Source organism: Kitasatospora sp. NPDC087314 (genome assembly GCF_044744365.1).
GTDB lineage: Bacteria > Actinomycetota > Actinomycetes > Streptomycetales > Streptomycetaceae > Kitasatospora.
Window position 1 is genome coordinate 1 of sequence record NZ_JBIUYE010000022.1, and the last position, 13,088, is coordinate 13,088.

Here is a 13,088-nt window from a genome sequence, read left to right on the forward strand (position 1 = left end):
ACGCTGACGGGCAGCGGGTTCGTGGGGGTGACGGCGGTGCGGTTCGGTGCTGTCAACGCCTTGTCGTTCACGGTGGTGTCGGCGACGCAGATCACCGCGACGGTGCCGGCGGGCTCGGGCACGGTGCAGGTGACGGTGACCACCCCCGGCGGCACCAGCAACGGTGTCGCGTTCACGTACCTTCCCGTTCCCCAGCTGGTGAGTGTGGTTCCCACGGCGGGGCCGACCTCGGGTGGGACCACGGTCACGCTGACGGGCAGCGGGCTGAGCGCCGCCACCGCGGTCACCTTCGGGTCCGCGCCGGCCGCCTTCACCGTCGTGTCGGACAGTCTCCTGGTCGCCACGGCGCCGGTGGGTTCGGGCACGGTGCAGGTGACGGTGACCACCCCCGGCGGCACCAGCAACAGCCTCGCCTACACCTACACCGCCCCACCGGTGGTGACCACGATCGTCCCGACCCAGGGGCCGGCATCCGGAGGCAACACGGTCACGCTGACGGGCAGCGGGTTCGTGGGGGTGACGGCGGTGCGGTTCGGTGCTGTCAACGCCTTGTCGTTCACGGTGGTGTCGGCGACGCAGATCACCGCGACCGTGCCGACCGGAGGGCCCGGGCCGTCCGGTGTCACCGTCACCACGGCCGGTGGCACCAGCCTCCCCGTGCCCTACTACTACCTGAGCAACCCCCAGCTCACCGCTGTGGTCCCCGGCCAAGGGCCTGTTCTCGGCGGAACCACCGTCACCGTCACAGGAAACAATCTGCTGGGCGCGACGGCGGTGCGGTTCGGTGCTGTCAACGCCTTGTCGTTCACGGTGGTGTCGGCGACGCAGATCACCGCGACCGTGCCGGCGGGCTCGGGCACGGTGCAGGTGACGGTGACCACCCCCGGCGGCACCAGCAACGGTGTCGCGTTCACGTACCTTCCCGTTCCCCAGCTGGTGAGTGTGGTTCCCACGGCGGGGCCGACCTCGGGTGGGACCACGGTCACGCTGACGGGCAGCGGGCTGAGCGCCGCCACCGCGGTCACCTTCGGGTCCGCGCCGGCCGCCTTCACCGTCGTGTCGGACAGTCTCCTGGTCGCCACGGCGCCGGTGGGTTCGGGCACGGTGCAGGTGACGGTGACCACCCCCGGCGGCACCAGCAACAGCCTCGCCTACACCTACACCGCCCCACCGACGATCTAGGGTCGCCACCACGTCCGGGAGCAGGCGCGGACTCGCAATCCCGCCCCCGACCGGGCGTCCGACGAACAGTGAGCTCCGACAGCAGGCGCTGTCGGAGCTCACTGTTCTCATCCCGCCGGACCATGTCGCGCACGGACCGGCGGCCGGCCGGCGTCCTACAGGTAGGTGTAGGAGGCGCCGCCGCTGGTGCCGGCGGGCGTGGTCACCGTGACGGAGACGGTTCCGCTTCCGGCCGGCGAGACGGCCAGGATGGCCCCGTCGCCCAGCACGGTGAAGTTCGAGGCAGGGGTGGAGCCGAACAGGACCGACGTCGCGCCGGACAGGCCGTGGCCCACGATGAGGACGGGCAGGCCACCCATGGCCAGGCCCACCGGCGGCACGAGCGCGAGGATGGTCGGCGGGACCGGCGCCTGGTAGGCGTAGCTGAGGTTGTTGCTGGTGCCGGACGCCGTGACCACCGTGACCTGGACGGTCCCGGTTCCGGGCGGGGCGACGGCCGTGATGGCGCCGTCGAACTGGACGGTGAAGCTGAGCGCGGGGGCGGTGCCGAACAGGACGGCCGTGGCCCCGGTCAGCCCGGTGCCGACCAGGAGCACGGGGTTACCCCCGGTCGCCGGGCCCTGCGAGGGGACGAGTGCGAGGAGAATCGGGGACATAGGATTCCTCTTTTCCGACTCCGAACGCCGGACAAGGTCATTGTGGCCAAGTCGACGAGGCGTTTTCCTCACGGTAGGTTCGGGCGTCATCGAGTGGCAATAGGGCATTCGATAAAAGTGGGGGCATAAGCTGAATCGGGGGCGCACAATTTTTTCGACGCCTCGCCGAGTGGAACCGATCACGACCAAAAGACTTGCCCCTGGGCATTTTAAGTGAGCGCGAACGAGTGCCTTCCCGGATGTCTCTCGAAAAGTTCTCGAGGATCCGGTCGGGAGCCGGGGTGAGAGTGCCCGGAAACTGGGGAGATCGCCTGCGGGAACCGGCCTTGTTAGCTCTCTGACCTGCTGATATGTCCATGGTGTGGCGCGGCCTGGAGAGCATGGCGCAGTCTTCGTATTTATCCTTGCCGGCGATTCTGGATCTGGGCTTTATTCGGATAACATCACGGCTTCCGCGGCGTCTCCGCGATCTGCGGACTGCGATGTTGGTGCGCCCCCTTGAGCACTTCATGTGCTGTTGGGATTCCTGGGTTAATCCGTCTTCCCGGGGGGTATTCAGGGTGTGCGCCGCCAGCTGGCTGCTTGATCCTCTTCGAAGAATTCTTCAGCGTTTTGAATGGGAAGGTGAGTGTCATGCCCCACGGTCTGCTCGTCTTCCTCAAGGGCGGCCCGAGTGACATTCCTGAGATTCAGGAAGTGAAATCCGGGAGCATCGAGAGCCGGTTGAAGATCCCTCGCGGGAACGGCTACGAGCACTTCGAGATCACGCAGGACTTCAAGGACATCGGGGGCGTACTGATGCCCGTCTACCAGTGGTCGTACCGGACCGCCATCGCCGAGTAGGCGCGCCCGTCACTGTCCCCCCGGCATCCGACGCCGGCGCCGGCCCCCGGGGGCCACACACCAACGCGGCGCCGTCCCGTATCACCCCACCCCACACCCCGAGGTGAGCAATGACCAGCGACCTTCCCACACGAGGACGAACAGAGCGTCCGCCCCGGACCCTTGGGTACGCGTCGTGAGCGGGCTCTCCAGCGCGCGCCCACGGGGCGGCAACGGCGAGCGGGACACCATGGTCACCGGCATGGGGTTCTGCCTGCCGGGCGGCGACCAGCCGCTGTTCACCGCGGGCGAGGTCTGGGACGTGGCCTCCAACGGACGCTCGTGCCTGAAGCACCACGGCGTCTACTACGGTTCCGTCGATCTGCCGGACACGGCGTTCGCGGAGCGTCTGCCCGAACTGCCGGGCATCTTCTCCAAGCACTACACCAACGCGCACCGCTACGGGCTGGTGTCCCTCGTGGAAGCCTGCGAGGACGCCCAACTGAGCATCCGAGACGGTGACCTCACCGACGCCGCCGTCCTGGTCGGGCGCGGGGGCATCGACGCCAACGTCTCCAGCTACCTCGAAGTCCTGCACGCCGACGCGCGCACCGTCACCCCGCACCAGGCGATGGAGTTGTTCGTCAGGGCTCAGCAGGGACTCACCCCTTCTGACGTGGCACTGGTCCAAGGGGCGCTGATGCGCACGACCGGCCCCTGCTTCACCGTCTCGTGCGGCTGTGCTTCCTCCGCCGTCCAGATCGGCAACGCCCGCCGCATGATCGCGGACGGTGACACCGACCTCGCCATCGTCACCGGCGTCGACGTGTTCGGTGTGGACGTGATCCAGAACGTCCAGCGTCTGCTGCACGGCGCCCAGCGTGCCTACGATTCCATCCGCGTCGACGGCATGCCCGAACTCCTCCCGGCCTTCGACCGGGTCATGAGGCCCTACGACCGGCGGGCCGACTGCGTGAACCACGGGGAGGGATCGGCGACCCTGGTGCTGGAGAGCCGCGATCACGCCCAGCAACGCGGGGCGCGCACCTACGGCCAGGTCCTGTCACACGGCATGACCCGCGACGGCCTGTCCAATCCGCTCGCAAGCGACGAGAACGGCGCCTCGCTGGTCGCCGCCATCCGCAAGTGCCTCGGCGACCGGTGGGACATCGGCCAGGTCCCCTACATCCACGGCGGAAGCGACGGCGACGTCGTCGTGACCGCGTTCGAGGCGAACGCGGCCAGGCAGCTCTACGGCGACGCTGTCGAAGACCTCCTGATGACCTCCCAGGAAGCCTGCTTCGGCCACAACGGCGCCCCGGCGGGAGCCCTGGGCGTCGCCCTGACCCTCCTGATGCTGGAAAAGGGACAGGTGTGCCCCACCGCGAACTGCGAGGAGCCGGCCGACAACATCTGCTTCGACCCCGTCCCCGGCCTCCACACCCGGCACCTGGAGTTCGACTACGCACTGACCTGCAACTACCAGATCGGAGGGGTCAAGAGCGCGATCCTGCTGGGCAGCTCGAACGTCGACTGACCCCGGCACCCGCCGACCGCGTCGTCGGACGGCGAGCGCCCCCCCACCCCCGTTCGTGCAATCGCGTAGGAGACCATGTGATGGGCCACACAGAGAATCCGAGAGCCGCTGATGCGCACATCGCCATCGTCGGCATGGGATGCCGGCTTCCCCGCGACATCGAGTCGCCCGCCGCGCTGTGGCGGCTGCTCGAAGCCGGCCAGGACGCGGTCGGCGAACCGCCGATAAGCCGCGCGGGGCACGTGGCGGCGGCCCCCGCCCACGCCGCCGGGCCGATGCCGTCGTGGGGGGGCTACCTTCGCGACGTCGCCGGTTTCGACGCCGACTTCTTCGGGGTCTCGGGCAAGGAAGCCGACGTCCTGGACCCCCAGCACCGGCTGCTCCTGGAGGTGACGTGGGAGGCACTCGAACACGCCGGACTCCCTCCGGAGCGACTGGCGGGAACCTCCACGGGACTGTTCGCGGGACTGAGCTACACCGACTACATGGAGTCCCTCGCCGGCCAGCCCCGTGAACTCGAGGGCGCGATCCTGACCAACGGGCACTGCGTCGCGCCTGGGCGCATCTCCTACCTGCTGGGCCTCCAGGGCCCGTGCGTGGCACTGGACACCGCGTGCTCGTCCTCGCTCGTGGCGGTCCACCTGGCCTGTCAGGCCCTGCGCAACGACGAGTGCGATCTCGCGCTGGCCGGCGGCGTCACCCTCACGCTCGGCGCCAGGACGACGATGTCCTTCGCCCGCATGGGGATGCTCTCGCCCACCGGTCGCTGCCGGACCTTCGACGCGTCCGCGGACGGCTTCGTACGCGGCGAAGGCTGCGGCGTCGTCGTCCTCAAGCGCCTCGAGGACGCGCTACGGGACGACGACCGCATCCTGGCCCTGGTCCGCGGCTCGGCCGTCAACCAGGACGGCCGCTCCGACGTCCTGGCCTCGCCCTCCGCCGAGGCCCAGCAGGCCCTTTACCACCAGGCCCTCGCCCGAGCCGGAACCGACCCGCGCGACGTGGGCCTGGTGGAGACGCACGGCACCGGCACACCCGTCGGCGACCCCGTCGAGTTCTCCAGCCTGGCTGCGGTCTACGGCGTGGGACAGGGGCGCTGCGCGCTGGGTTCGGTGAAGACGAACGTGGGCCACCTGGAACCGGCGGCCGGCGTCATCGGCCTGATCAAGGCAGTGCTCTGCCTCCAGCGCGGGCTCGTCCCGCCCAACCTGCACTTCACCCGGTGGAACCCGGCCATCAGCGCCGAAGGCACCCGCCTTTTCGTCCCCACCGACCTGTCCGCCTGGCCCACCCGGACGGCCTCGCGACTGGCCGCGGTGTCCTCCTTCGGCTTCTCCGGGACCAACGCCCACGTGATCCTCGAACAGGCCTCCACCCGCCGCCGCACCGTCATCCTCCCCGGCGGCCCCACCGCAGGCACCGCCACACACGCGGCCGCCGTCCCCGCCGACGCCCCGCCGTCGCAGGCGCAGGCCACCTCACCCCACGTCTTCCTCCTCGCCGCCGGCTCCCCGGACGCGCTGCCCACCGCCGCCGCGCGCCTGGCCCGCTGGCTCGAGAGCGAGGGAGCCGCCACTCCCCTGCACGACATCGCCCACACCCTCGCCCTGCGTCGCTCCCCGGGCCACGGCCGGCTCGGCGTGGTGGCCGACTCCCACCGCGACCTGACGCGCGCCCTGCGTTCCTTCGAAGCCGGTCGAGCCCACCCGGGCGTCGTACGCGGTCACGTGGGCGCCGGCGTCAGCCGCCGTCCCGTCTGGGTGTTCTCCGGTCAGGGCTCGCAGTGGCAGGGCATGGGGCACGACCTGCTCCACCACGAGCCGGCCTTCGCCGAGACCCTGACCGAAGCCGATGCGCTGATCACCGCCGAAACCGGGTTCTCCGTCCTGCGAGCCGTCCGCGACCGCGAACACATCAGCGGCTGCGGCCACGTGCAACCCGCGTTGTTCGCCCTGCAGGTCGCCCTGGCCGCCGTCTGGCGCGACCACGGGGTCGAACCGGCCGCCGTCATCGGCCATTCCATGGGCGAAGTCGCGGCCGCCGTCACCGCCGGCGCACTCACCCTGGCCGACGGCGTCCGCGTCATCTGCCGACGCTCCGCTCTCCTCACCCGCATCGCCGGAGCCGGCGCCATGGCGAGCGTCGGCCTCGACCGCGCGACCGTCGAGAACGACCTCGCCGCCATCGGCGACGACACGGTGTCCGTGGCCGTCGTCGCCGCGCCCGACTCGACCGTCGTCGCCGGCACCGTGGCCGCCATCCGGCACCTGACCACCACCTGGCAGGCCCGCGGAGTCGTGGCACGCATGATCGACGTCGACGTCGCCTCGCACTGCCCCCAGGTCGACCCGCTGCTCGCGGACCTCGCCGCCGCGCTCGCCGAGCTCACCCCCAGCCGACCGACCATCCCCTTCTACACCACCGTCCTGGACGACCCCTGCGACACCCCGATCTTCGACGCCGCCTACTGGTGCGCCAACCTGCGTCGACCCGTACGCTTCGGCGCCGCCGTGGCCGCAGCCGCCGCCGACCGCCACCAGGTGTACCTCGAGATCTCGCCCCACGCCGTCGTCACCCGCCCCCTCGCCCAGAGCCTGGCCGGCCTGCTCCACGAGCCCGTGATCCTGCCGACACTGCGCAAGGGGGAAGACGAACGCACCACCTTTCGTACCCAGCTCGCCGCCCTGCACTGCGCGGGAGTCGGCGTCGACTGGTCGCGCCTCTACGCCGGCGGCCGCCTGACCGACGTACCCGCGCTGACCTTCGACCGCCGACCCCACTGGACCGACATCGCCGCACCCCGAGCGGCCTCCCAGCACGCCGAAAGCGCACCCGCCGCCCTGCCGGGAACACACACGGAAGTGCCCGGCGACCAACCCCGCCACACCTGGCACGCCGACGCCGGCACCGACGTCCTGCCCTGGATGGCCGACCACCGCGTCCACGGCCAACCGGTCCTGCCCGGCGCCGCCTATTGCGCCCTGGCGCTGACCGCGGCCGGCGAGGTCTTCCACGGCGCCGCGCACGACGTCGAAGCGACCGACATCCACTTCCGCGAGTTGCTGCACCTCGACGCCCACACGTCCGTCGGCACGACCGTCACCCTGACCAGCGCCGACCGCGCCGACTGCGAAGTCTTCGGTCAGGACAAGGACGGAACCTGGGTGCGGCAGGCCACCGCGGTCCTGCGTCGCATCGACGCCTCCCCCCGGACACCGGCGCCCTCCGTGGCCGCACTGGCCGCCGACCACCCCGTCGTCCTGGATCCGCACGCCCTCTACGCGAGCCTGCGCGCACGAGGCCTGGAACACGGCCCGGCCTTCAGCGGTATCACCGAGCTGCACACGTCCGCCCAGGGCGACAGCTTCTGGGCCCGCGTGACGCTGCCGGACCCGGCACGCACCGCCCGCCACGGCCTACGGATCCACCCGGTCCTCCTGGACCTGTGTGCCCAGCTCGTCGTCGCCGGCCTGATCCACGAACCGGGCCACGGCCTGGTGCTGCCCGTCCAGATGCGCGCCATGCGAATCCTCTCAGCCTCCGAGGACGCCCGCTACGCGCACGCCCGGCTCACCCACACCGCCGCGGACAGCATCATCGGTGACGTGCGGCTGCTGGACGAGGCGGGAAACCCCCTCGTCGAGATCGACGCACTGCGCTTCGTACGCCACGGCGCGGGGGCCGACGAAACCGTCGACCGGTGGTTCCTCGAAACCCACTGGCAGCCCGTGCCGCGCCGGGAGAGCCTCGAACCGGCCGCCCCGGGCCCCTGGCTCGTCATCGGCGAGGCGGACGGATCCGCCCGGGCACTGGCGGACGCCCTCGAGCTCGCCGGAGCACGCACCGAAGTCCTCGACGTTCCCGTGGACAGCGCCACCCTCCAGCCGCTCAAGCAGACCATCGCCCGACACTGGGACTCCACACCCGCACCGTGCGCCGTGGTCCTCCTGTCCGCGCCGTCCGCGCCCGAGGACGACGCCGCCGCGATCGCCCTGTGCCGTACCCGCCGCCTTCTCGCCGCCGCGCAGGGCACGATCGCGCACAGCACGCCCACACGCCTGTTCGCCGTCACCCGCTCCGCCCACGATCCGGAGCCAGGGCAACCCGCCGACCCCGCCCAGAGCGCCCTGCGCGGACTCGTGCGCGTCCTGACACACGAACACCCGGAGCTGCGGGCGACCCTCATCGACACCGACTCCGCCGACATCGACCTGCACCGACTCGCGGCCGAACTCCTCACCGACCCTCCCGAGGACGAGATCGCCCTGCGCGGTGACACCCGGCACATCGCCCGGCTGTCCTACACCCCCCTGTCCGAAACCGAACGCGCCACCGCCGTCACCCGCACCGTGCGCTACGGCGCCGACCGCTTCCAGCTCCACGCAGGGCGGCTCGGCGACCTCGACGCCCTGCGTCTGACCACCACACCACGACGTACTCCCGGCCCCGGTGAAGTCGAACTGCGCCTGCACGCCGCGGGCGTGAACTTCCGCGACGTGCTCACCGCCATGGGCATGCTGGCGACCGACGACGAAGCGGGCTACCGCATCGGCTTCGAAGCCACCGGCGTGATCACCGCCGTCGGACGGGGCGTCAGGAACGTGTGCGCCGGCGACAACGTCCTCGCCGTCGACGTGCGAGGCGGCCTCTTCACGACCTTCACCACCCTGCCCGCCGCCGCCGTCGCCCCCATCCCGGCGGGCCTGCCCGCCGAGACAGCCGCCGGGCTGCCCGTCGCCTACCTCACCGCCTGGTACGCGCTGCGCCGCCTCGCCAGGCTCACCAGAGGCGAGCGTGTCCTGATCCACAGCGCCACCGGCGGGACCGGACTGGCCGCGGTCGCGGTCGCGCGGCGCCTGGGCGCCGAAGTGCTCGCCACCGCCGGCAGCGAGGACAAGCGCCGATACCTGAGTGCGATGGGCATCCGGCACGTCATGGACTCCCGCTCGCTGGACTTCGCCGAGCAGACCCGCGCCGCCACCGCCGGAGAGGGTGTCGACGTGGTCCTCAACTCCCTCTCTGGGCCTGCCATCAGGGCCGGACTGGAAACGCTGCGCCCCTTCGGCAGGTTCGTCGAGCTGGGTGTACGCGACATCCTCGCCGACACCCCGCTGGGTCTCGCACCGCTACGGCACAACATCACCATGAGCACGGTCGACCTCGTCGAGCTCCAGCACACTCGCCCGGACACCTTCGCCGAGCTGCTGGGCGAGGTCCTGGCCGAATTCAACCGAGGCACCCTCGTGCCGTTGCCGTGCCAGACCTATCCGCTCGCGCAGGCCGCCGACGCCTTCCGCCTCATGGCCGGCGCCGGGCACATCGGCAAACTGGTCCTGACGGTACCCGGCGAAGGCCACACCGCCGCCGTACTGCGGGACCCGCCCTCGCCGGTGCGAGCGGACGGCGCCTACATCATCACCGGAGGCCTGCGCGGCGTAGGCCTCGCCACGGCCCTCTGGCTGGCGGGCCAAGGCGCCGCCCACCTCGTCCTCAACGGACGCACACCGCCCTCGGTCGACACCGAACGGGCCCTCGCCGGACTGTGTGAACAGGGGACCCGCGTCAGCGTCGTGCTCGGGGACATCGCGCAGCCCGGCGTCGCCGAGCAGCTGGTGGCCGAAGCCACCGCGGGCGGCGGGACACTGCGCGGCGTCATCCACGCCGCGATGGTCCTCGACGACGCCGCGGTGTCCAACATCACCGACGACCAGCTCGAACGCGTCTGGCATCCCAAGGTCACCGGTGCCTGGCGGCTCCACGAGGCCACCACCGGACTGCCACTCGACTGGTTGGTCCTGTACTCCTCCATGGCCTCCCTGCTCGGCAACCCGGGCCAGGGTGCCTACTCGGCCGCCAATGCGTGGCTTGACGCGTTCGCCACCTGGCGCACCGCCCTGGACCTGCCCACGTTGGCCGTGAACTGGGGGCCCTGGGGCGAAACAGGGGTCGCCACCGGCTTCGCGACCCGCGGCTACCAGACCATTCCCACCGCCGAAGGACTCGAGGCCCTGGCGGCGCTCCTGATCCACAGCCGCGTACGCACCGGCGTCATCCCCGGCCCGCCGGACACCTGGATCCCCTCGGCCGGCCGAGCGTCCTCGCTGTTCGCCCTCCTCACGTCCGAGACGCCCGACACCCCCGTGGAGGCGGTCGGCCGGGATGCGGCGCGCGACATCCGACGCGAGCTGCGGGCCGCGGCACCCGGCCTCGCCCGCCGCACGGTCCTCGAGGACTACCTGGCCGAACACATCCGCACCGTGCTCCGGCTGGGGGCCAGCACCCTGGATCCGCAGACCCCGCTGAACGCGCTCGGGTTCGATTCCCTGCTCCGCATCGAACTGCGCACCCGCCTGGAGGCTTCGCTCGGCGTCAGGCTCGCCGGCGACTTCGTCGCGGGCCACCCCACTCTGGCGGCTCTCGCCGACGGCCTCGCACAGCACATCGGCATCAGCCTGACCACCGACGCCCCACCGGATTCCCCCGGTGACGCCGTGCGCCGAGCCGTGGACCTCATCGCTCCCCGCTCGCCGCAGTCGGCCCAGTCGCCGGACGCCACAGCCGGCACCGAGCCGCTGAGGAAGAACCCATGAACTCGCTCCGGGCCGCCGGCGCCAAGCCACTGCCGGCCGAGAAGCACGGGATCCCGGCTCTGCCGGGGGAGGGAACCAGGGGACGACCATGACCTCCACAGACTTGCCACTCCTGGACGCGCATGACACGCAGGGACGACGCATCACCATGCTCGTCTTGCCGGAGGCCCATTGCGTGCGGCCTGTGCGCCGTGCCGTGAACTTCATTCTCAGCCGCTGGGAGATAGCACACCTCACCGAGGACGCCGAACTCCTGACCACTGAGCTTCTGACGAACGCGATCCGGCACACCGATAACGAGCAGCCGATCAGGGTGACCATCGCGCTCGACCAGCGGTGGCTGTCGATCGGGATTCGAGACCACTCCGCGAGCGCTCCCCAGACGCACCGGGAAACCGCCTCTCAGGAAGGCGGGCGCGGTCTGCTTCTGGTGGAGAGCATTGCCGGTTCATGGGGGTACCGTTTCCATCTCGACGGAACCAAGACGGTTTCCTGCCGACTGCCGCTGTGAGGCCGGGCGCCGTCTCTCACGCCCGCCGCCGGCCGTTGCACGGCAACCCCGTGCGGCCGGCGGCCGGTGACCCGGGGTTCCGGCGTATCACCGAGCCCGCCGCATGAACGATTCGGCGCCAATCCTCACGTGCGCGTGATTCAAGCGTCCTTCAATATGCAGTTCTCTCACTGCTCGGCAGAATTCCCCAAGGGATTGCGTGGGATTGTGTGCGGAGCCGGGGCCCAATCCTCGTGCGAGGCGGCGCCGTACCCCGCTCTCTGAAATTGCCCACGAAATATCCAAAAAGAAACGTTTCCGCCCCTTGAGGGATTCTGTCGCATGCTATATTTTTTCGACCATGCCTGGCGGCCGCCACTAATTCAAAACGCTTTGCGGCGGCGAAGTCCGATAGCTAGGGGTCTGGATGCTCAGTGCAGAGGAATACCGAGAGATTTGCCACATGCGCCACCAGGGCTGGTCCATCTCGGCGATCGCCCGGTGCATGGGCCGTGACCGCAAGACGGTCAGGGCCTACCTCAACGGAGAGCGGACCGTAGGGGTCCGGTCAGTGACTCGTGACGAGTTCCTGCAGTTCGTCCCGTACTGTCGGCACCGCCTCGACGAAGATCCGCACCTGCAGGCGAACGTTCTCCACAGCGAGATCGTCGAGCTGGGCTACGGCCGCGCCTACTCGACCTTCACCCGCGCCCTGCGCAGGCATCTGATGTGGCCGCGCCGCGGACCGCGCCACCGCGAGAGGGCCGGCCCCGGCTGCGGCCCCTCGGACGACGTGCAGTTCGACTGGGTGCAGCTCCCGGCCCCACCGGCCGAATGGGGCTACGGGCGCGAGATGTACCTGCTCATGGGCTCGCTCACGCAATCCGGCCACTGGCGGGCTGCCTTGGCCGGCACCAACGACCTCCCGCACTGCGTGGAAGCCCTGGACCAGGTGCTGCGTCGCCTCGGAGGCACCGGCGAGCGCTGGTTATTCGACGGGACTCCGCCGGTCTGCTCCACGGCCGGCAAGGTGACCGCCGTCTTCCACGAGATCGCGGTCCACTACGGTGCCTCCATCGCGATCCGCCCACAGGCGGGAGCGCCCAGCCCCGTCATCCGCGCCCACCGCTCCGTCGTCCTTCACTGGTGGGACACCGCGTCCGACGAACTCGGCGTGCAGGCGGCCCAGGACAGCCTCGACCGTCTGACCGAGCGCTCGGACAGTCGGCACCGACGGGCGGGTTGCCACGCCCGAGCCCTGCTGCCCCTGCCCTCAAAGCCGTTCCCGGCTCGCATCTGCGTTGAACGCAGGGTCGATCCTCACGGACGCGTGTCGTTCGAGGGCAACTTCTACCTGCTCCCCGCAGGTCTCGTCGGTAACGAGGTGCGGATCCGCCGACGGCTGGACGAACCCCACCTGTCGATCACCACCACCCGCGGGGCGGTCATCGCCTGCTTCCGCAGGGCACCGGCGGGGGCGGGCCGAACGGTCGCCGAGCACAGTGGCCCGATCACTCTGGAACGGCCCGACCGGACATCCGGCACCGGGACGCGAGCCTGGGCGGCAGGCAGAATCCGTCGCCCGCGGTCGCCGGCCGCCTCGGCCGAGGACCAAGTCCTGCCCCGGCCCGGCGGCGAGCAGCCTACCGAGCCGCCCGCTCACGCGGCAGGACACGAGCCGGCTCCGCCTGCCCCACGCGGAGCCGGTTCCGGTACCACGCACCCGCAGCGGGAAGAGCGGACAGACGGCCGCAGAGCGCACCGGCACCGTCTTGTGGCTGCGGAGGAGATCGGCCGGATATGACGTCGAC

Annotated in this window: 7 protein-coding genes and 1 pseudogene; 7 read left to right on the forward strand and 1 reads right to left on the reverse strand. The window is 70.7% G+C overall.

All coding sequences use genetic code 11. From position 1 onward, the window contains the following. Positions 1 to 3: 3 nt before the first annotated feature. Together ACIO5E_RS35875 and ACIO5E_RS35880 are read left to right on the forward strand one after the other, a co-directional pair. Positions 4 to 168, forward strand: a pseudogene (locus ACIO5E_RS35875) (IPT/TIG domain-containing protein); the annotation flags it as partial. A 30-nt stretch (positions 169 to 198) separates the two neighbouring features. Then, a complete protein-coding gene (locus ACIO5E_RS35880; protein WP_400676380.1) occupies positions 199 to 1,182 on the forward strand; it encodes an IPT/TIG domain-containing protein in 984 nt (327 codons plus the stop codon). Between the two features lie 155 nt (positions 1,183 to 1,337). Here ACIO5E_RS35880 and ACIO5E_RS35885 read toward each other — a convergent pair whose 3' ends face one another. Then, positions 1,338 to 1,838, reverse strand: a complete 501-nt coding sequence (locus ACIO5E_RS35885; protein WP_400676142.1) for an IPT/TIG domain-containing protein — start codon at positions 1,836 to 1,838, stop codon at positions 1,338 to 1,340. 633 nt (positions 1,839 to 2,471) lie between these two features. Between ACIO5E_RS35885 and ACIO5E_RS35890 the strand changes: the two genes are divergently transcribed. The 5 genes from ACIO5E_RS35890 to ACIO5E_RS35910 all read left to right on the forward strand — a co-directional run bounded on the left by ACIO5E_RS35890 (position 2,472) and on the right by ACIO5E_RS35910 (position 13,081). Next, entirely contained in the window at positions 2,472 to 2,681 is a 210-nt protein-coding gene (locus ACIO5E_RS35890) for a DUF5988 family protein (RefSeq protein ID WP_400676382.1), read from the forward strand. A 229-nt stretch (positions 2,682 to 2,910) separates the two neighbouring features. Continuing rightward, complete coding sequence (locus ACIO5E_RS35895) at positions 2,911 to 4,197, forward strand: beta-ketoacyl-[acyl-carrier-protein] synthase family protein (RefSeq protein WP_400676384.1); 1,287 nt, start codon at positions 2,911 to 2,913, stop codon at positions 4,195 to 4,197. A gap of 80 nt (positions 4,198 to 4,277) precedes the next feature. Next, on the forward strand, positions 4,278 to 10,787 hold the full coding sequence (locus ACIO5E_RS35900) for an SDR family NAD(P)-dependent oxidoreductase (protein WP_400676143.1): 6,510 nt from the start codon (positions 4,278 to 4,280) through the stop codon (positions 10,785 to 10,787). An 88-nt stretch (positions 10,788 to 10,875) separates the two neighbouring features. Beyond that, positions 10,876 to 11,298, forward strand: a complete 423-nt coding sequence (locus tag ACIO5E_RS35905; protein WP_400676145.1) for an ATP-binding protein — start codon at positions 10,876 to 10,878, stop codon at positions 11,296 to 11,298. Positions 11,299 to 11,704: 406 nt separating this feature from the next. Continuing rightward, on the forward strand, positions 11,705 to 13,081 hold the full coding sequence (locus tag ACIO5E_RS35910) for a Mu transposase domain-containing protein (protein WP_400676147.1): 1,377 nt from the start codon (positions 11,705 to 11,707) through the stop codon (positions 13,079 to 13,081). Positions 13,082 to 13,088: the final 7 nt, after the last annotated feature.

Coding starts and splice junctions, on each gene's coding strand:
- ACIO5E_RS35900 (WP_400676143.1), top strand. CDS start 4,278: ATGGGCCACACAGAGAATCCGAGAGCCGCTGATGCGCACATCGCCATC.
- ACIO5E_RS35910 (WP_400676147.1), top strand. CDS start 11,705: ATGCTCAGTGCAGAGGAATACCGAGAGATTTGCCACATGCGCCACCAG.
- ACIO5E_RS35890 (WP_400676382.1), top strand. CDS start 2,472: ATGCCCCACGGTCTGCTCGTCTTCCTCAAGGGCGGCCCGAGTGACATT.
- ACIO5E_RS35895 (WP_400676384.1), top strand. CDS start 2,911: ATGGTCACCGGCATGGGGTTCTGCCTGCCGGGCGGCGACCAGCCGCTG.
- ACIO5E_RS35905 (WP_400676145.1), top strand. CDS start 10,876: ATGACCTCCACAGACTTGCCACTCCTGGACGCGCATGACACGCAGGGA.
- ACIO5E_RS35885 (WP_400676142.1), bottom strand. CDS start 1,838: ATGTCCCCGATTCTCCTCGCACTCGTCCCCTCGCAGGGCCCGGCGACC.